The sequence below is a fragment of the Pseudomonas sp. B21-053 genome (genome assembly GCF_026016365.1).
In the GTDB taxonomy this organism is placed as follows: Bacteria; Pseudomonadota; Gammaproteobacteria; order Pseudomonadales; family Pseudomonadaceae; genus Aquipseudomonas; species Aquipseudomonas nunensis.
In genome coordinates this window covers 4,511,125-4,527,447 of the sequence record NZ_CP087205.1, presented here as the reverse complement: position 1 = coordinate 4,527,447, position 16,323 = coordinate 4,511,125, and the positions used below count along the sequence as shown (strand labels likewise).

Sequence of the window (16,323 nt, the reverse complement as noted above, 5' to 3'; positions counted from 1 at the left end):
CCTTTCTCCCGATCCCCATTTGAAACAGGAAGAACACCATGATCAACGTGACTCGCTATTTGACCGCCATTGCCTTCTCCGTTGCCGGCGCGGCTGCGCATGCCAACGCTGCGGTTGAACAGGATAGCTGTGGCAGTGCCACCTGCTTTCAACTCACGCCGGTGGCGCACAAGGACAGCAACGCGTTCCTGGCCGAGGATGGTTCCAGCCGCACGCCGCAGGGGCAGATGGTGGCGGAGAACGGCTCTGACCGGACGCCACAAGGGCAGTTGCTGGATAACCAGATGGCCTGATGCCAGGCCCCGATTCCGTGAACACCCATTTCCCCCTGTGGGAGCGAGCCTGCTCGCGAAGGCGGAGTGTCAGCTGACATTGATGCCGGATGTGCCGGCCTCTTCGCGAGCAAGCCCGCTCCCACAGGGGATGTGTGGTGGCCGCCCAATCCAATTTTTCCAAGGTGATCCCATGTTCCTCATCGCATTCCTCGGCGGCATTTTGACCGTCCTCAGCCCCTGCATCCTCCCGGTCGTGCCGTTCCTGTTCGCCGGCGTCGAGCGCACCCGTTCTTCGATCCTGCTCACCCTCGGCGGCATGGTCCTGACCTTCGCCCTGATCTCCAGCCTGGCCGTGGTCAGCAGCGAATGGGTGGTGCAGGCCAACAACACCGGTCGGCATGTGGCGCTGATCGTCATGGCGCTGTTCGCCCTGTCGCTGATCTCCGCCCGTGTCGGCGGCTGGCTGGCGCGTCCGTTCGTGCTGCTGGGCAATCGCCTTGACCCCAACACCCGCAAAATGTCCGGCCCGTTGAGTTCGCTGATGATCGGCGTCGCGACCGGTTTGCTCTGGGCCCCGTGCGCCGGGCCGATCCTCGGCGTGATCCTCACCGGCGCCATGCTGCAAGGCGCCAACGCGCAAACCAGCCTGCTGCTGGTGGCCTACGGTTTGGGCAGCGCGTTGTCCCTGGGCACCTTGATCTTCGCCGGTCGCGGCTTGGTCAATCGCCTGAAAGCGTCGATCCCGGTCACCGGTTGGTTGCGTCGGTTTGCCGGTGTGGCAGTGCTGGGCGCCGCGGCGGTGATTTCCACCGGCGCCGACAAAACTCTGCTGGCCGGCACCTCGTCGGAAGGCGTCAGCAGCCTCGAGAAAGGCGTGTTGGAAACCGTGCCGAAAGTGGTCGATTACTTCGTCAGCAAGGTCAAGGCCGACACGTCCATGGACAACGCTCAAGGCCCGATGCCTTCGCTCAACGGCGCGGTGGAATGGCTGAACTCGCCGGCCCTGACCAACGAGTCCCTGAAAGGCAAAGTGGTGCTGATCGACTTCTGGACCTACGACTGCATCAACTGCCAGCACACCTTGCCGTACGTGAAGGACTGGGCGAAGAAATACGAGAAGGACGGCTTGGTGGTGATCGGCGTCCACACCCCTGAATACGGCTTCGAACGCATCATCGACAACGTCAAGGATCAGGTGAAAAAACTCGGCATCACCTACCCGGTGGCCATCGATAACAACTACGCGATCTGGCGCAACTTCGACAACCAGTACTGGCCAGCGCACTACCTGATCGATGCCAAGGGACAGGTGCGTTACACCCACTTTGGTGAAGGTCGCTACGACACCCAGGAACAGATGATCCAGCAGTTGCTGCAAGAGGCCAAAGCCCCAGCGGCCTGACCCCTCGACATCAATGGCTCACAGGTCTCGCACCATGAGCCATTGTTCTTTGTCCCACGCCCGAAAACCTTCCCGCAGCGTCCAGCCACGCTTGGCGTAGTAGTCGCGCTTGTCCTGGGTATGCAGGTAGATTCGCGCCACACCATTGGCTTTGGCGTGATCGCAAATCCCCTCGAGCAACTGTTCCGCCAAGCCTTTGCCCCGCGCTTCGGGGCTGACGAATACACAGGCCAGCCAAGGGCCGAGGTCCGGTCGATGCGCCAGATCGGCCCTGGCGAGTGCCGCGCCGCCCAACAAGTGATCGCCATCCAGCGCAACCAGGCATTTCCAGTGGTCATTGGTTTGGCCGGCCGCGAACTCCCGTTGCCAGTCGGGCAGCGGTTGTTCGGCGTATTCGTAATGGAATTGCCGATGAATCCACGCGGCGAAGGTGTCGCTGTGCTGCGGGTGATGGGCGAGCCAGTCCAGGCGGGGCATGTCCGATTCCTTTCAACAGTGGGCGGACATAAAAGCCGATTTCAGGGCGCGCAGGCAATTCCCGATTTGCTTTCTGTGGCGGCTTGCCCGCGTCGCCACGCCGCTGGCGGTGCACCGAACTCTCGGCGAAACGCGCGGCTGAATGCGGTATCGGTTTGGTAACCGACTTCCTCGGCAATCCGCGCCAATGAAGTGTTGCTGCGGCGTAACAGGTTGGCCGCCAGCAGCATCCGCCATTGGGTCAGGTACTGCATCGGCGAGCTGCCGACCAATTGCTGGAAGCGCTCGGCCAAAACTGACCTTGAAGTGCTGGCGGTGCGCGCCAGTTCTTCCAGGGTCCAGCAATGACTGGGCTTGGTGTGCAGCGCATTCAGCGCGGCGCCGACAATCCGGTCGCTGACGCCCGCCAGCCAACCGGTGCGACCTTCGCCGTGTTCGTTCATGTACAGGCGCAGCACTTCGATGAACAGCACCTCGGCCAGTTTCGCCAGCACGCCTTCGCCGCCCGGCCGTGGCGAGCGCGCCTCGGCCAGTGCGTAGCGCACCGAAGATTCCAGCCACATACCGGTATTCGAGCCGCGCACATTGACCCGGATCACTGGCGGCAACCCGGTCAGCATCATCCCCGCCAGCCGCGTATCGCACGCCAGATATCCGCACACCAGCCGCGTGACGGCTCCGCCTCCGCCATAACTCAGCTGCCGTGGACGTCGCGCCAGCACCACGTCCAGACGCGCGCCGGTGGCGGGTTTAAGTCCGGGTTCAGAGCACATGCGATGCGCATCGCCCTGGGGGAACACCACCACATCACCGGCATTCAGCAGCAGCGGCGGATCGTCACCGAGCTCGACGTAACACTCGCCTTCGGTGACCAGGTGGAAGATCACCACCCGCTCGGCGCCCGGCTCAAGAAACGGCGCGGCCGAGTCGGCGCTGGGCGACTGATAGCACCAGGGCGCGGTGAACCTGGCATTGATGAAAATCGCGCCGATCAGGCGCACGACACGCAGGGTTTGGGAGAGGGCGTCCATGGTGATTGCTCATTTTGGGCGAGTAGTCTGATTGTGAGCCGGTTGTCGCGCGGCGTGAAACCTCCGGACGATCGGACAGTGTTGGCCGACGATCGGGCAGGACGCAGGCCCGCGCTGGCGCGATAGTTGAAGCACAGGGTCACTGCCGGCCCTGTACTGATAAGAAGAAGAGAGGTTGCCATGCCGAAGTTCGTCATAGAGCGAGAAATCCCAGGCGCCGGAGCACTGTCGGATCGGGATCTGAAAGCCATTTCGCAGAAGTCCTGCCGGGTATTGCGCGAGTTGGGCCCCGAGGTGCAATGGCTGCAGAGTTACGTCACCGGCGACAAGATCTACTGCGTGTACATCGCGCCGAACGAAGAGCTCATCCGGGAACATGCCAGGCAGGGCGGTTTCCCGGCGAACAGCGTGTCGCAGGTCAGAGGCATCATCGATCCCACCACGGCGGAAGAGTCGTCCGTCAGAGCCTGATTTCTGTTCAAACCCGCGAGGGAGCCACACCTCATGAGTACACCCATTGATCTTACTGCCCTGAAAAACCGTCAGATGGCCGCCTGGGCCAGTGGCGACTACGCCGTGATCGGCACCACGTTGCAGATCGTCGGCGAGGAGCTGGCCGAAGCCTGCGACCTGCGCTGCGACGAACTGGTGCTGGACGTCGCCGCCGGCAATGGCAATGTCACGCTGGCCGCTGCCCGTCGCGGCTGCAAAGTCACTTCCACCGACTATGTGGCAGCGCTGCTCGAACGCGGCGAAGACCGCGCCCGGGCCGAGCGGCTGGAGGTAACTTTCCAGGTGGCCGACGCCGAAGCGCTGCCATTTGACGATGCCAGTTACGACGCCGTGCTCTCGACCTTCGGCGTGATGTTCGCGCCGGATCAGGCCAAGGCCGCTTCGGAACTGGCGCGGGTGGTCCGCCCCGGTGGCCGCATCGGCCTTGCCAACTGGACGCCGGAAGGCTTTGTCGGCCAGATGTTCAAGACCCTCGGCCAACACCTGCCGCCACCACCCGGCGCACAGCCGCCGTCGAACTGGGGCAATGAAGCCTGGTTGCACACGCACTTCGACGAACACGACTTCCAGACCCAGGTCACGCGCCGCACCTTCAACTTCCGCTACCGCTCGGCCGCGCACTTCATCGACACCTTCCGCAGCTGGTACGGACCGGTGCACAAAGCCTTCGCGGCACTGCCGGCGGACGGCGCCGCAGCACTGGAAAAGGACTTCACCGCACTGCTGAACAGGATGAACCGGGCAGGGGAAGGATCGCTGGTGGTACCGAGTGAGTACCTGGAAGTAGTCATCACCCGGCGTTGAAGACCGGCAACACAACTCCCCCTGTGGGAGCGGGCTTGCTCGCGAATGCGGTGGATCAGTCGATATTGATGGTGACTGACACGCCGCCTTCGCGAGCAGGCTCGCTCCCACATTTGGTCCGAGCCAGAAGCAGATTTTTGTGCAACACACCGATCCCCTGTGGGAGCGGGCTTGCTCGCGAAGGCGGTGGATCAGTCGATATTGATGTTGGCTGACACGCCGCCTTCGCGAGCAGGCTCGCTCCCACATTTGGTCCGAGCCAGAAGCAGATTTTTGTGCAACACACCGATCCCCTGTGGGAGCGGGCTTGCTCGCGAATGCGGTGGATCAGTCGATATTGATGTTGGCTGACACACCGCCTTCGCGAGCAAGTCCGCTCCCACAGTTGTCCGGGGCCAGCCGCAGATTTTTGTGTAATCCACCAATCCCCTGTGGGAGCGAGCCTGCTCGCGAAAGCGGTGGATCAGTCGGTATTGATGGTGACTGACACGCAACCTTCGCGAGCAGGCTCGCTCCCACATTCAATCAGTGCTCAAGCGCAGAGCCATGACAATCGTGCGCTCGGCGCCGTGGAACTCATCGCGGATTTTTTGAAAACCCAACTTCAGGTAAAAACCTTCAGCGGTGATGGAGGAGGGGACGCGCAGGACTTTGATGTTGGCATCGTTGGCGATGGATTGCAGGGTTGTCATCAACTGTCGGCCGAGGCCTGTCCCTTGATGATCGGGGGCGACGAACACGCTGCGGACCACATCGTGGTCGAGGCTGGCGGTGGCCAAGATTTGACCGTCGATGGTCGCCACGAATACTTGGCGTTGGCTAAGCAGGGTGAGAACGGATTCGGTGGAGAAGCTTGTTTCTACCTGAGCAATGATGTCGGGTGGGTAGTCTTGGGCGTTAGATTGGCGCAGGGACTGGATGATGACCTGGCTGATGGCGGCTGCATCTTGCGGATTGGCGGGTCGGATTTCAGAGTTCATTTGGCTACATTCCTTTGTGGCGAATCTCCCGGCCTGGCGCAATCAAATGTGGGAGCGGGCTTGCTCGCGAAAGCGGTGGTTCAGTCGAGATTGATGTTGGCTGACACACCGTCTTCGCGAGCAAGCCCGCTCCCACAGGGGAGTTGCGGTGTTCGGAGGGGATTTAGATTATCTCGGCGCCCCGCGTTTGCAGCAGTTCACGCAAAACCGAGCGGTGACAATGCGCCTCATCCTCGCAATAACACCCCACCGCCAGTGACGTTTGATGGGACAGCGCTGCCAACAAATCCAGCAAATGGCTTGGCGCAGGGTGATTCATTTCGGCTTTGAACTTGCGCTTGAACGCATCCCAGGCCTTGGCATCTTCAGCCGCTTTCGCCTCGGCGACCAGTTCCGGGCTGGGGGACAGCAGCGGCTGCCAGACATCATAAAAATCACGGCTGGCGAACTCGGCTTTGGGTACGCCCCGAGGCGGGCGGCGCACTGTGCCCAGGCGCAGGCCTTCGTCGGGCCCACGCGGTGAGCCCAGCCGCACGATGTGGATGGCCATGCCGGTTTACTTGTGTCGCGAGCCGTCAAACCATTCCATTGCCGTGCGCCAGATGCAGATGCCCAGGAAGTAGGCGGACATCAGCAACCAAAGCCCCATCACCATTGGGTTGATCACCGGGTGGTTGACCACCAGCGACAAGCTGCACAGCAGCCAGATGGCGGTCACGGCAATATTGATCGGCATGAACTTGCGCACGCGGAACGGGTGAAGGAATTTCATCCGGGTCACGGTCAGCAGCGCCAGGCCAATCACGGTCAGCAGCGTGATCCACGGCGACGGGCTAATGATGTACAGGCACAGCGCGACGACGTTCCAGGCAGCGGGGAAGCCCTGGAAATAGTTGTCCTTGCTTTTCATGTTGACGTTGCAGAAGCAGAACAGCGACGAGACCAGGATCAGCGACACGGTCAGCAGCAGCGTGTAGTCCGGCAACGGAATGTAGCGGTAGATGAACAGCGCCGGGATGAACACGTAGGTCAGGTAATCGATGACCAGATCGAGGATCGAACCGTCGAAGCTCGGCAGCACCGATTGCACATTGACCTTGCGCGCCAATGCACCGTCCAGTCCATCGACGATCAGGGCCACGCCCAGCCACAGCAAGCAATGAGTGGCCTGATTCTCCAGCAGCGCGAGGGTGGCCAGGAAGGCAGTGACCACGCCAGTGGCAGTAAAACCATGGGCGCCCCATGCTTTGAGCCTGGCGATGTGTAGGGTCGATATCACGGGAGCGTTCTCCAAAATGTGAAGCAGGCCAGTCAGCACCCTTCTATTGGGGGCGTCGGCAAACCGGGTCGGGTTGCAGGTATCGACCGGGAAACCGGGGTTAAGGTTCACCATCTATGAATCTTAGCTGCCCCGGAAAAAAATACTTCGGAGAAATTTGCATGGCTGGTGACTGTATTCAGGTCTTCAGGCGCCCGAATCCTTGTGGGAGCGAGCTTGCTCGCGATGACGGTCGTGCATTCAACACGTGTACTGCCTGTCAATCCGCTATCGCGAGCAAGCTCGCTCCCACAGGGGATGTGCAGTGCCAGGAATTGCTCAGCGGGGAAAGAACACTCGCAGCCGATGCTCATCCGGGTCAAGCGCGACGAACGTGCGGCCGAAATCCAGCTCCGTGGGTGTTTGCAGAATGCTCAAGCCCAGGCTCGACCATTGGTTGAACAGCGCGTCCACCTGTTCGGCGGACTCCACCGGAAACGCCAGCTCCATGCCACCGCCGGTCATTCCCACCGCCGGTTCAGCGGTGTGCCGCGACCAGAGGCCCAGTTTATAGCCGTCTTCCAGTACAAACAGCGCGAACGTCGGGGATTCTTCCACGGGTTTCAGTCCCAGCAGGAATTCATAGAACCGGGCGCTGACGGCGGGATTTTCGACGAAAAGCAACAGATAGCGAGGCGTGATCATGGGACTGCTCCGTGGTAAGTCGGTGCAGCATAAAAGCAGGCACTGTCAGTTTCTGTCAGGAGCGTGTTGCAGCCGTTCACGTCGGCCAAACGGTGCTGGCGCAATTGCCGGCGGGGGCTATTGTTGCCTGACTGCGTCAAGCTTATTGAACAGCGTCTATTGATGAGGACGTCCACATGAACACTAGCGATTTACTCGAACAACTTCTGCGGGCCGGCCAGGGCTCGATGACGCAACAGGGCGGCGGCGCTTCGCCATCGCAGGGAGGCTTGGGCGGTTTAGGCGGTTTAGGCGGATTGCTCGGCGGCCTGTTGGGCGGTGGCGCCGGTTCTAGTGCCGGCGGTGGCGGGTTGGGTGGTTTGCTCGGTGGCTTGCTGGGCGGCGGCTCTGCGCTGGGCGGCTCGACCAGGACTCGATCCTCCGGCGGCACCAACTATGCGGCGCTGGCCTCCCTCGGGATGATGGCATTCCAGGCCTATCAAGCCTGGCAACGCAACCAGGCCTCGGCCCCGCAACAAGCCCCTCGCACCGTGGATTTGCTGTCCGGCCCGGAAGTCGAAGACCACAGCCACGCGGTGCTGCGCGCCTTGATTGCCGCTGCCAAGGCTGACGGCCGGATCGATGACAGCGAGAAACAGATGATCAGCACCGAAATCGGCCGCCACACCGATGACCCGCAATTGCAGCAATGGCTCGACGAAGAAGTCGCCCGCCCGCTGGACCCCGCCGATGTGGCGAAGTCCGCCACCGACCCGGCCATCGCTGCGGAAATGTACCTGGCCAGCGTGATGGTGGTGGACGATCAGCAAGACGCCGAGCGCAATTACCTGGATGAACTGGCGGCTGCGCTGAATATTGATCCGCAGTTGCAGGTGCACCTGGAGCAGCAGGCCAAGGGTGGGGTGGCTTAGGCGCGCATGACTTGAGTGATGCGTTGACTATCTGGCCGCCTTCGCGAGCAAGCCCGCTCCCACAGGGGATCTGCAGTGGATGCGGGTTTTGTGTTCGACGATGATCCCCTGTAGGAGCTGCCGAAGGCTGCGATCTTTTGATCTTCGGCGGCTTTGACATCGAACAGATCAAAGCAAGATCAAAAGATCGCAGCCTTCGGCAGCTCCTACGGTGGAAGCGCGATCTAGCGAATAAACGCCTGCAAATCCTCCGTCAATTTGCTGATCGCCGCTTTGAAGTCGTTGGTAGTGATCTTCTCGCTCGAGTTCTTCAGCTGTTCACCAAACACCTTGCGCACCACTTTGGCCATGATCTGGTTGTTGCTGGCATCCACCAGTTCTGCTTCAAGGAACAGCGTAGTGTCCTGGCTACGATGGCCGGACGCTGCGCTGACGCCGCCAACCACGGCCGCGACCGGCACCACTTCATACCATTGCATGCCCTCGTTGGACGCGGTGACACCAGTGATCGCGGCCCGCACGACCAAGGTTTTCGAGCCCGCTGGAGCTTTTTTGGCGCTCGGCACGACGCGGTATTTCTGGCCGAGCACACCTTTGGCGCTGTTGGTCATGTAGGTCTGCAATTCTTCCAGAGTGCGCTGGTCGACCCGTTCGTTAGGCTTTGGCTTCGGATACAGCTCCAGCTTCATGAAAGCCACGGTGTCGTAGGCGTCGGGGTTCCATGACGGGCTGACCCAGCGCATGGCTTTCTCGCCGCTGGGGGTGGTCACTTCCTGGAGGTTGTTGTAGTTGGGCAGGAAGCCGGAGTACTGCTCCCGCTCGGTGACTTTCGAAGTACAACCGCCCAGCAGCAGGCTGGCCAGTGTGGCGCCGATCAACACGTTTCGGGACAGGTTCATGGTGGTGGATGCTCCGTGGGGGTAATCGTTATTTTTTTGATAACGGTAGTTCAAAAATGCCGGAGCATCGGGGCGAGAAGGGTTGATACATCGGGGCGGCGAGCAACGTTCGCCGCCCCGATGACTAGTGCTTGCCGACCGCCGCCAACAGCGGCGCCATTTGCTCGTCGGTCAGCGCCGCGTGGACTTCCATGTTCATCAGGTCATTCCATTCCAGCACCCATGTCTGGATGGCGACCGGGTCACTGGCGTCGGCGATGCCAAAACCGCTGGAAGCGCCGATCGCATGCCAGCGCCCGAGCATTTTGACACCTGTGGGCGGGGCGCCTCCGGTCTTGAGGAAGCGTTCGATTGCGGCGTTTCGGCTTTGCGGACTGATGGTCCAACTGACGATGAATAACATCTGCCACCTCCTGTCACGGACTGGCACCTGTTTGCGGATTGCGCGCCTGGCTGGCGCCGGGGCCGGGTTCACGCACGTGTTTGCAGGGCCGTCCAGGCTGGCTACAAACCATTGCTCCCACGATCAGGCATAGCAGCGACACGCCCCCGGCGTACGACCGCTGATTCTGTTTCGTTGGGTTTTAAGCGAATATCCAGGCCAGTGATACGCAGGTGAAACAATCATGCATCACGCAACAAGTCATTGGCGTTAAGCAGCTCGTAGGCGATCTCCGGACGCTTTTCCAGGCTGCGGCGAATCGCGGCGGGGATGGCGGCGCGGGTCTTACGGCACAGGCCGGGCAGTTCCTCGATCTGAATGCCGATACCGCGCATGGTGCGTACTTCGTTGAAGCTCGGCACCAGTTCCAGGCGAATACCCAATTGATCAAACATCCGCACTTGCAGGCGTTCGAGATCGGCGAGGCTTTGCAGGTTTTCCAGGCGATCCAGCAGGCGTTTTTCTTCCTGGCGGGTCAGGAACAGGATGCGCACGTCCGCGCCGGGTGTTTCCAGCAACGGGTCACGCCCGCAGATGCAGGCGCCGGGAGGGCAGGGAGAGCGGATCGGGGCCGAGGTCGTCATGGGCCAATCATAGAGGCCCATGAGCGGTTTTGCCCATAGCGTTTGCGCGCGGCCCAAGGGCAGGCATCCATTCAAGCCTGCCCCTGTTATTCACGCGGATAAACGTAGGTGTTTAGTGAGCCGCTGGCCCTTCGTACTGAGCAAGAATAGCGTTGGCCAGTTCTTCGTCGGTGGCGTTGAGTCCAGGGTTGTCCTGGCGGATCTGCTGCAACACCGCCTCCATGTAGACCCCGCGAATCGCGCCGTTACTGGCGACAAATGCAGACACGTCATCCCGGGCCGGAATCACCATTTTGTGATCTTTGAAGGTGGAATACAGCGAAGCGGAAACCCCTGCCGAGGTCGCGACATCCTTGCCGCTTACGGCCAGGGCTGACCCGATGGGCAGGCACAATATCAGAGAAGTAATGAGTAGCATGCGGCGCATGGCGTCGTCCTCCAACAGCGTAAAGCGAAAAGGAAGTAACACATTACTTAGGAGGTGCGGCGAGGCTCAGGAGTTCAATGCTGCGCGCATAACCGCCGAAATGGGCGGGTACGCCGCTGGTCTTAAACCGACGCTCGGATGGAAATAGGCTTAAATAACCACAGGATGGGGTCGATAACCTCTTCAGAGCTGCCTTTCGCTACGTCCACCAGGGGAACTACAAGTGTCCATAAAACTGCGTTTACTTCTCTTGATGGGGACTGGCCTGCTCACTGCGTTGATCATGAGCCTGGTCGGTTATGTGGGAAACGCTCAGATGGCCCGGGCCGTCAACGACAGCGAGGTCAGCACGGCGGCGCTGCGTAATCACCTTGAAGCCGACATGATGCACGACGCACTGCGCTCCGACGTGTTGTCGGCGATGCTGGTCGGGCTGGGTAAAAGCACCAGCACCAAGGCTGAGGTGCGCAGTTCCATCGAGGAACATGCGGCGCGTTTTCGCGAGGTGGTCGGGGAGAACCTCAAGCTGCCGGTCAACGACACCATCATGGCGGGCCTGAACAAGGTCAAGCCGAGCCTCGACACCTACATCAGCACCGCCGAACGCATCGTTGGGCTGGCGCTGGAAAATCCGGACGCGGCGCAGCAGCAGTTGGGCTCGTTCAACACCGTGTTCACGCAGCTGGAAGGCGATATGTCGGCGCTGAGCGAGCTGATCGAAACCAACACCCAACAGGCCAGCCAAGCCACTCAGCAAGCGATCAGTCGCGCCGACATTGCACTCGGCAGCGTCCTCGTCGCCAGCCTGTTGCTGCTACTGGCCCAGGGCCGCTGGGTGATCCTGAGCATCCTCGGGCCGTTGCGCTCGGCCAGCCGCATCGCTGACAGCATCGCCCACGGCAACCTCAGCGAAACGATCATCGAGCCGACCGGCCACGACGAAGCCAGTACGTTGATCCGCACCCTGGCGACCATGCAACGCGATCTGCGCGGCATGATCGAAGTAGTGCGCAGTAACGCCCATGGCGTCAGCGGCATGAGCCAGCAACTGAGCAACGGCTGCCACGAAGTCGCCGGCAGCAGCCAGCAGCAAAGCGTCGCCGCCAGCACCATGGCCGCCGCTGCCAGCGAAATGACCGCCAGCATCGAAGAAATTACCCGCCACGCCGATCGTGCGCTGAACATGGCCAACCAGGCTGAAGAACTGGCCAAGGATGGCGGCCGGGTGATCCATCAGGTGGTTAAAGACATGGATGGCATTGCGCGCTCGGCGCAACAGTCGGCCCAAGTGATTCGCACGCTGGACAAGGAGTCCGAAGGGATTTTCAGCATCATCCAGGTGATCAAGGGCATCGCCGATCAGACCAACTTGCTGGCGCTCAACGCGGCGATCGAGGCCGCGCGCGCCGGTGAGCAGGGCCGTGGTTTTGCCGTGGTGGCCGACGAAGTTCGCAGCCTGGCGGGGCGCACCAGCGCCTCAACCCAGGAAATCGCCGCGATGGTCGCGCGCATCCAGCAAAGCACCCGCGAGGCCGTGACCAGCATGGAGGCCGGCGTGGCCCAGGTCGACAAAGGCATGGCGGTGACCGCCGACGTCGAGCGCGCCATTCGTGAAATTCTCGAAGCCACGCTGAACACCACGCAACTGGTCAACGACATCAGCCGCACCATCGGTGAACAGAGCCTGGCCAGCAACGAAATCGCCCATCAGGTGGAAATGATTGCCGGTATGTCCGAAGACAACAGCAAGGTGATCGGGCGCACGGCGTCGACCACGGATGAGTTGTCGTCGCTGGCGGGGCAGTTGTCGCAGTCGGTGGATCGCTTCAGGCTTTAAGCACTTTCCTTGTGGGCCATCGGGCTTAAGTGCTGTACGGTCCGGTCGCCCCCAAAGGAGAGTTGTAATGATTGATCTGGCCACCTGGAACCTGACGATCCCTGTCGGGACGCCTGCCAAAGTCATCGATACGCCGCGATTGGTGGATGGCTACACCGATTCATATTTTCGCTCCGGCGATAACCTTTTTTTCTGGGCGCCGGTTACCGGCTCCAGCACCTCAAAGTCCGAATTCCCCCGCAGCGAACTGCGCGAAACCCTGAGCGACGGGACGTTGCGCAACTGGACTTATCCCGAAGCCGATCACCGACTCAAAGCCGTGTTGAAGGTCAATCAAGTACCTTCGACGGGCAGGATCGTGATTGGGCAAATCCATATCTACCAAGCCAAAGGCCCGCTGCTGAAAGTCGAATACCAGTACGACGCAGCCACGAAGAAAGGCAACGTGATTGCCAACTATCGGCTGAAGCCGGGCAGTGAAGACATCACCATCGTGATTGCCCGGGACATTGCGCTGGGCAAGCCATTCTCTTACGAAGTTCGCTTCAGTTCGGCCGGTTATCTGAATGTCAGTTCCCAGGGGTATAGCTGGGGCAAGCAAATCAGTTCGAGCTGGAAGAACAAGCAGCTGTACTTCAAGGCCGGGGTGTATGCGCTGGACAATGCGGGCTATAAAAATGAAGGAGGGCAGGTGACGTTCAGTCAGCTGGATGTGGCGCATACCCGGCCCTGAGGGACGAATGAGGTGTCTGTGAATGCCTCTTCGCGAGCAGGCTCGCTCCCACATTAAATCTGTGGCGTGCACAAATCCCCTGTGGGAGCGATCCTGCTCGCGAAGGCGACAGATCAGACAACCATTATCCCAACAGTCAGATACGGAAAGCCTGACGCCCAATCAGCAGCCACTTGCCACCCTGTTTCTGCCAAATCTGAAAGTTCTCGATTTCGGTCGGCACCACTTCCGTGCCTTTCAGCGCCTGCGCCGAAAAGTGGTTGCGCACCAGCGCCGTATCGCCCAGCAGGGTGATGGTCTGCTTCTGCATCTCAAGGGTCTTGAATGCGCTTTTGCCGGTCTCGATGTCGGCAATAAATTCTTTCTTGTCCTGAACCTTGCCGCTGGAATGCCCGTAGCTCAGCTTCTCGGCCGTGAGCTTTTGCAGTTCAGGAATGTCCTTGTGCAACATGGCTTGGGTCAGGTGATCGACCGCTTGGGCCACGTCTTTCTCGGCGGTTGCAGGGGCGGCGGCTACATAGCCGCTGAACAGGCACAGAAAACCGATCACTAATTTGGCTTTTTGCATGGGTGTTTCCTTGTTGTTGTGGGTGGTCGAGACTGATTGATTTGTCAGTCGTCGTACAACTTAGCAGATATTTTGCGGTTAAGGCATAGCGTGTTTCGGGGTCTTATCGCCATTTGTCGGGCGCGAGGAACGGGCCTTCAGCTCGGTGCTTCCAAGGGGAAACAACCCGAGGAAGCCTGACCATGAACGATGAAGCGAAACGGGAAGCCTTGGCCACCTGGTACAAACTGCTGCGACACCCCGAAATCCGCATGGACAGCGAAGAGCACTACGACGAACTGCTGAAAGCCGCCGATGAGATGGAACGCACCGGGTTGATCAACGCCGCCGAGTGGCGCGTGCTGGTGCGCGAGGCAGGGGTTGCCTTTGCCAATTCGATTCAAGGCGTCGGTGGTGGAACCTAGGAGGGGTGAGCCATGAGCAAATCGATTAGTGCCCGGGATCTGGGCATTGACCTGAAAAGCGCTGATGAAAGCGCCTTGTTCAAATGGTTTGTGGCGAGTTTTTTGATGGGCAAGCGCATCCAGGCAGACATCGCCGCGCAGGCTTATCGCGTGATCGTTGAAAAACACACGCGCGACACCGCGCGCAAATTGGCGGCGTGTACCCATCGTGAGTTGGTGATGATGCTCGGTGAAGCGCATTACGTGCGTTACGACGAAACCACCGCCGAACGTTTACGCAGTCTGGGCAAAAAGCTCGGCGAGGAGTATGCCGGCAAAATCGGCCATATCCACAGCGCCAGTGAAGACCGCCAGGCCTTCGAAAAACGCCTCGGCGAGTTTGAAGGCGTCGGGCCGAAAACCATCGAAATCTTTATGCGCGATGCGGCGGCGGTGCTCTATTGAAACCGCTCTACATCGGCACCGCCGGCTGGAGCGTGCCACGGGAATATGCGGCGATGTTTCCCGACTCCGGCACGCACTTGCAACGCTATGCGGCGCAACTGACGGCGGTGGAAATCAACAGCTCATTCTATCGCCCGCATCAGCCCCAGACCTATCTTCGCTGGGCGCAATCAGTGCCGGCAGCGTTTCGCTTTTCGGTGAAGATGCCCAAGCTCATCACCCATGTTCAGCGCTTGCAGAGCTGCGAAGCGCTGCTCGACGATTTCCTGTCCCAATGCCTGCAATTGGGGGACAAGTTGGGCTGTCTGTTGATTCAATTGCCGCCCTCGCTGGCCTATGACTCAGCGCTGGCCGCCGAGTTTTTCCACATTCTGCGCCAACGTTATCTCGGATCCGCCGTGCTGGAGCCTCGCCATGAAACCTGGCGCGCGGCTAGCGGTTTACTGATCGAGCACCGGATCGGGCGGGTCGCGGCCGATCCATCGACGATCACTGGTGGCACCACGCCAGGCGGATGGTCCGGGGTGCGTTATTGGCGGCTGCATGGATCGCCGCGGATTTATTACAGTGACTACGATATGGGGCGATTGCAGGCGCTGTCGGAGAAGATTCAACTGTCGGCGCAAGCGGGGGCCGAGACCTGGTGCATCTTCGATAACACCGCGAGCGGGTTTGCGTTGGGGAATGCGCTGAGTTTGCGGGCGCTTTCAGGGCCTTAGTTTGAGGGTGCTTTTGCTGGCCTCTTCGCGAGCAGGCTCGCTCCCACCGTGATCGCATTCCAATGTGGGAGCACCTGAAATCAGCGACACCCACAAATCCCCTGTGGGAGCGAGCTTGCTCGCGATGGCGGCCGCCAAGACACCATTTATTCAAGGCGAACCAACAAACCCATTCAAGTACTCGACCCGCTTTTGCGTCTGCTCCAGCAGGCAGGCCGTATGGATCGTGCCAAAGCCACTGCCGCCAATCGATTCATACGTCTCGAAGTCGCAACTGGCATCTCTTAAGGCAATCCAGGCCAGTTGAGCCTTTTTCAGCATCAAATCCTGAGAGGGTTGGTTCGGAGCAGAGCCATTGTCTTTGTACCGCGCAGTTAAGGTTTTGTAGGCCGTATTCAATGCGTGGTCTGAGGCTTTGAGCTGTCGCTGCAGACAATCGAACATCTGGCCTTCCGTGGCGGCAGTGGCGCAGGTGCTGCTGGCTTGTGTGGTTGTGCTGAGCGCGAGCAACAAGGCTGGTACGAGAATAAATGAGCGGTATAGGGGATGTTGTCTGTTACGGGCAATCGTAATTCGCTCAGCGTGGGTGTCCAGGGGGAGAAGTCCATCCATGGTTCATCGTTCTCAGGTGTAGGAGGGCGCCACTTTAACGTTCTGGTGCGAGGCTTGGCGAGAGGCTGAACTCAAGGTTTCTGGATGCTTGTGCTGGCCCCTTCGCGAGCAAGCCCGCTCCCACAGTTGATCGCATTCCCATGTAGGAGCGAGCCTGCTCGCGAAGGCGCCAACCCAGACCCACCTGAAATCTGCTGTGTACACAACTCCCCTGTGGGAGCGGGCTTGCTCGCGAAGAGGCCCGCCCAGACACCGCAAATCCAACAGCCCTCAGCCCCAAACCCGGACCACCAAGTCG

22 protein-coding genes and 1 pseudogene are annotated in these 16,323 nt (G+C 60.2%); 11 read left to right on the top strand and 12 right to left on the bottom strand.

The annotated features are described in order from the left end of the window. The first annotated feature begins 38 nt into the window (after positions 1-38). Positions 39-293 (top strand): hypothetical protein, encoded by a 255-nt coding sequence (locus LOY68_RS20275; protein WP_265039445.1) that lies wholly within the window; start codon positions 39-41, stop codon positions 291-293. A 172-nt stretch (positions 294-465) separates the two neighbouring features. Then, positions 466-1,677 (top strand): cytochrome c biogenesis protein DipZ, encoded by a 1,212-nt coding sequence (locus LOY68_RS20270; protein ID WP_265039443.1) that lies wholly within the window; start codon positions 466-468, stop codon positions 1,675-1,677. Positions 1,678-1,695: 18 nt separating this feature from the next. Here the strand turns inward: LOY68_RS20270 and LOY68_RS20265 are convergent, their stop codons facing one another. Further along, the gene (locus LOY68_RS20265; RefSeq protein ID WP_265039442.1) at positions 1,696-2,154 is read right to left on the bottom strand and encodes a GNAT family N-acetyltransferase; all 459 of its coding nucleotides are present in this window, start codon (positions 2,152-2,154) and stop codon (positions 1,696-1,698) included. A 41-nt stretch (positions 2,155-2,195) separates the two neighbouring features. Beyond that, the gene (locus tag LOY68_RS20260; RefSeq protein WP_265039440.1) at positions 2,196-3,185 is read right to left on the bottom strand and encodes an AraC family transcriptional regulator; all 990 of its coding nucleotides are present in this window, start codon (positions 3,183-3,185) and stop codon (positions 2,196-2,198) included. A gap of 180 nt (positions 3,186-3,365) precedes the next feature. Between LOY68_RS20260 and LOY68_RS20255 the strand changes: the two genes are divergently transcribed. Beyond that, positions 3,366-3,656: a DUF4242 domain-containing protein gene (locus LOY68_RS20255; RefSeq protein WP_054614168.1), complete on the top strand. Its 291-nt coding sequence runs from the start codon at positions 3,366-3,368 to the stop codon at positions 3,654-3,656. Positions 3,657-3,689: 33 nt separating this feature from the next. After that, a complete protein-coding gene (locus LOY68_RS20250; RefSeq protein WP_265039438.1) occupies positions 3,690-4,502 on the top strand; it encodes a class I SAM-dependent methyltransferase in 813 nt (270 codons plus the stop codon). Positions 4,503-5,023: 521 nt separating this feature from the next. Here the strand turns inward: LOY68_RS20250 and LOY68_RS20245 are convergent. The 4 genes from LOY68_RS20245 to LOY68_RS20230 all read right to left on the bottom strand — a co-directional run bounded on the left by LOY68_RS20245 (position 5,024) and on the right by LOY68_RS20230 (position 7,445). Beyond that, complete coding sequence (locus LOY68_RS20245) at positions 5,024-5,482, bottom strand: GNAT family N-acetyltransferase (RefSeq protein WP_265039436.1); 459 nt, start codon at positions 5,480-5,482, stop codon at positions 5,024-5,026. Positions 5,483-5,645: 163 nt separating this feature from the next. Continuing rightward, on the bottom strand, positions 5,646-6,032 hold the full coding sequence (locus tag LOY68_RS20240) for a DUF488 domain-containing protein (protein WP_265039435.1): 387 nt from the start codon (positions 6,030-6,032) through the stop codon (positions 5,646-5,648). A 6-nt stretch (positions 6,033-6,038) separates the two neighbouring features. Then, a complete protein-coding gene (gene pcsA / locus LOY68_RS20235; RefSeq protein ID WP_054055209.1) occupies positions 6,039-6,761 on the bottom strand; it encodes a phosphatidylcholine synthase in 723 nt (240 codons plus the stop codon). Positions 6,762-7,079: 318 nt separating this feature from the next. Then, positions 7,080-7,445 (bottom strand): VOC family protein, encoded by a 366-nt coding sequence (locus LOY68_RS20230; protein ID WP_265039432.1) that lies wholly within the window; start codon positions 7,443-7,445, stop codon positions 7,080-7,082. A gap of 176 nt (positions 7,446-7,621) precedes the next feature. On the opposite strand from LOY68_RS20230, the gene LOY68_RS20225 reads away from it, so the two are divergent. Further along, positions 7,622-8,356 carry a tellurite resistance TerB family protein gene (locus LOY68_RS20225; RefSeq protein WP_265039430.1) on the top strand — a complete coding sequence of 245 codons (735 nt, stop codon included), beginning with the start codon at positions 7,622-7,624 and terminating at the stop codon, positions 8,354-8,356. Positions 8,357-8,580: 224 nt separating this feature from the next. Here LOY68_RS20225 and LOY68_RS20220 read toward each other — a convergent pair whose 3' ends face one another. The 4 genes from LOY68_RS20220 to LOY68_RS20205 form a co-directional block, all read right to left on the bottom strand. Then, on the bottom strand, positions 8,581-9,255 hold the full coding sequence (locus LOY68_RS20220) for a DUF3313 domain-containing protein (protein WP_265039428.1): 675 nt from the start codon (positions 9,253-9,255) through the stop codon (positions 8,581-8,583). Between the two features lie 124 nt (positions 9,256-9,379). Next, positions 9,380-9,658, bottom strand: a complete 279-nt coding sequence (locus LOY68_RS20215; protein ID WP_265039426.1) for a DUF3303 domain-containing protein — start codon at positions 9,656-9,658, stop codon at positions 9,380-9,382. 221 nt (positions 9,659-9,879) lie between these two features. Beyond that, positions 9,880-10,281: a hypothetical protein gene (locus LOY68_RS20210; protein ID WP_054055226.1), complete on the bottom strand. Its 402-nt coding sequence runs from the start codon at positions 10,279-10,281 to the stop codon at positions 9,880-9,882. Positions 10,282-10,393: 112 nt separating this feature from the next. Next, positions 10,394-10,708: a DUF2388 domain-containing protein gene (locus tag LOY68_RS20205; protein ID WP_054055228.1), complete on the bottom strand. Its 315-nt coding sequence runs from the start codon at positions 10,706-10,708 to the stop codon at positions 10,394-10,396. A 223-nt stretch (positions 10,709-10,931) separates the two neighbouring features. Here LOY68_RS20205 and LOY68_RS32330 point away from each other — a divergent pair. The 3 genes and pseudogenes from LOY68_RS32330 to LOY68_RS20195 all read left to right on the top strand — a co-directional run. Next, a pseudogene (locus LOY68_RS32330) lies at positions 10,932-11,687 on the top strand (MCP four helix bundle domain-containing protein); the annotation flags it as partial. Then, a complete protein-coding gene (locus LOY68_RS32325; RefSeq protein ID WP_413787203.1) occupies positions 11,682-12,545 on the top strand; it encodes a methyl-accepting chemotaxis protein in 864 nt (287 codons plus the stop codon). The pseudogene LOY68_RS32330 and the gene LOY68_RS32325, both read left to right, overlap by 6 nt. A gap of 67 nt (positions 12,546-12,612) precedes the next feature. Beyond that, positions 12,613-13,278 carry a polysaccharide lyase family 7 protein gene (locus LOY68_RS20195; protein ID WP_054055232.1) on the top strand — a complete coding sequence of 222 codons (666 nt, stop codon included), beginning with the start codon at positions 12,613-12,615 and terminating at the stop codon, positions 13,276-13,278. Between the two features lie 136 nt (positions 13,279-13,414). On the opposite strand, the gene LOY68_RS20190 is transcribed toward LOY68_RS20195, so the two are convergent. Then, positions 13,415-13,846 carry a nuclear transport factor 2 family protein gene (locus LOY68_RS20190; protein ID WP_163913887.1) on the bottom strand — a complete coding sequence of 144 codons (432 nt, stop codon included), beginning with the start codon at positions 13,844-13,846 and terminating at the stop codon, positions 13,415-13,417. A 182-nt stretch (positions 13,847-14,028) separates the two neighbouring features. Between LOY68_RS20190 and LOY68_RS20185 the strand changes: the two genes are divergently transcribed. Genes LOY68_RS20185 through LOY68_RS20175 form a run of 3 tightly spaced genes read left to right on the top strand, consistent with a single transcriptional unit; the run spans position 14,029 to position 15,413 of the window. Continuing rightward, positions 14,029-14,250: a hypothetical protein gene (locus LOY68_RS20185; protein ID WP_054614179.1), complete on the top strand. Its 222-nt coding sequence runs from the start codon at positions 14,029-14,031 to the stop codon at positions 14,248-14,250. Positions 14,251-14,262: 12 nt separating this feature from the next. Then, on the top strand, positions 14,263-14,694 hold the full coding sequence (locus tag LOY68_RS20180; RefSeq protein WP_265039419.1) for a DNA methylase: 432 nt from the start codon (positions 14,263-14,265) through the stop codon (positions 14,692-14,694). Positions 14,695-14,747: 53 nt separating this feature from the next. Then, the gene (locus tag LOY68_RS20175; protein WP_265045815.1) at positions 14,748-15,413 is read left to right on the top strand and encodes a DUF72 domain-containing protein; all 666 of its coding nucleotides are present in this window, start codon (positions 14,748-14,750) and stop codon (positions 15,411-15,413) included. 150 nt (positions 15,414-15,563) lie between these two features. Here LOY68_RS20175 and LOY68_RS20170 read toward each other — a convergent pair whose 3' ends face one another. Then, positions 15,564-16,025, bottom strand: a complete 462-nt coding sequence (locus tag LOY68_RS20170) for a lysozyme inhibitor LprI family protein (RefSeq protein WP_265039417.1) — start codon at positions 16,023-16,025, stop codon at positions 15,564-15,566. Positions 16,026-16,323: the final 298 nt, after the last annotated feature.

Excerpts from the sequence above, each read along its gene's own strand:
- LOY68_RS20275 (WP_265039445.1), top strand. The coding sequence starts at position 39 with ATGATCAACGTGACTCGCTATTTGACCGCCATTGCCTTCTCCGTTGCC.
- LOY68_RS20270 (WP_265039443.1), top strand. The coding sequence starts at position 466 with ATGTTCCTCATCGCATTCCTCGGCGGCATTTTGACCGTCCTCAGCCCC.
- LOY68_RS20265 (WP_265039442.1), bottom strand. The coding sequence starts at position 2,154 with ATGCCCCGCCTGGACTGGCTCGCCCATCACCCGCAGCACAGCGACACC.
- LOY68_RS20260 (WP_265039440.1), bottom strand. The coding sequence starts at position 3,185 with ATGGACGCCCTCTCCCAAACCCTGCGTGTCGTGCGCCTGATCGGCGCG.
- LOY68_RS20255 (WP_054614168.1), top strand. The coding sequence starts at position 3,366 with ATGCCGAAGTTCGTCATAGAGCGAGAAATCCCAGGCGCCGGAGCACTG.
- LOY68_RS20250 (WP_265039438.1), top strand. The coding sequence starts at position 3,690 with ATGAGTACACCCATTGATCTTACTGCCCTGAAAAACCGTCAGATGGCC.
- LOY68_RS20245 (WP_265039436.1), bottom strand. The coding sequence starts at position 5,482 with ATGAACTCTGAAATCCGACCCGCCAATCCGCAAGATGCAGCCGCCATC.
- LOY68_RS20240 (WP_265039435.1), bottom strand. The coding sequence starts at position 6,032 with ATGGCCATCCACATCGTGCGGCTGGGCTCACCGCGTGGGCCCGACGAA.
- LOY68_RS20230 (WP_265039432.1), bottom strand. The coding sequence starts at position 7,445 with ATGATCACGCCTCGCTATCTGTTGCTTTTCGTCGAAAATCCCGCCGTC.
- LOY68_RS20225 (WP_265039430.1), top strand. The coding sequence starts at position 7,622 with ATGAACACTAGCGATTTACTCGAACAACTTCTGCGGGCCGGCCAGGGC.
- LOY68_RS20220 (WP_265039428.1), bottom strand. The coding sequence starts at position 9,255 with ATGAACCTGTCCCGAAACGTGTTGATCGGCGCCACACTGGCCAGCCTG.
- LOY68_RS20215 (WP_265039426.1), bottom strand. The coding sequence starts at position 9,658 with ATGTTATTCATCGTCAGTTGGACCATCAGTCCGCAAAGCCGAAACGCC.
- LOY68_RS20210 (WP_054055226.1), bottom strand. The coding sequence starts at position 10,281 with ATGACGACCTCGGCCCCGATCCGCTCTCCCTGCCCTCCCGGCGCCTGC.
- LOY68_RS20205 (WP_054055228.1), bottom strand. The coding sequence starts at position 10,708 with ATGCGCCGCATGCTACTCATTACTTCTCTGATATTGTGCCTGCCCATC.
- LOY68_RS32325 (WP_413787203.1), top strand. The coding sequence starts at position 11,682 with ATGCAACGCGATCTGCGCGGCATGATCGAAGTAGTGCGCAGTAACGCC.
- LOY68_RS20195 (WP_054055232.1), top strand. The coding sequence starts at position 12,613 with ATGATTGATCTGGCCACCTGGAACCTGACGATCCCTGTCGGGACGCCT.
- LOY68_RS20190 (WP_163913887.1), bottom strand. The coding sequence starts at position 13,846 with ATGCAAAAAGCCAAATTAGTGATCGGTTTTCTGTGCCTGTTCAGCGGC.
- LOY68_RS20185 (WP_054614179.1), top strand. The coding sequence starts at position 14,029 with ATGAACGATGAAGCGAAACGGGAAGCCTTGGCCACCTGGTACAAACTG.
- LOY68_RS20180 (WP_265039419.1), top strand. The coding sequence starts at position 14,263 with ATGAGCAAATCGATTAGTGCCCGGGATCTGGGCATTGACCTGAAAAGC.
- LOY68_RS20175 (WP_265045815.1), top strand. The coding sequence starts at position 14,748 with ATGTTTCCCGACTCCGGCACGCACTTGCAACGCTATGCGGCGCAACTG.
- LOY68_RS20170 (WP_265039417.1), bottom strand. The coding sequence starts at position 16,025 with ATGGATGGACTTCTCCCCCTGGACACCCACGCTGAGCGAATTACGATT.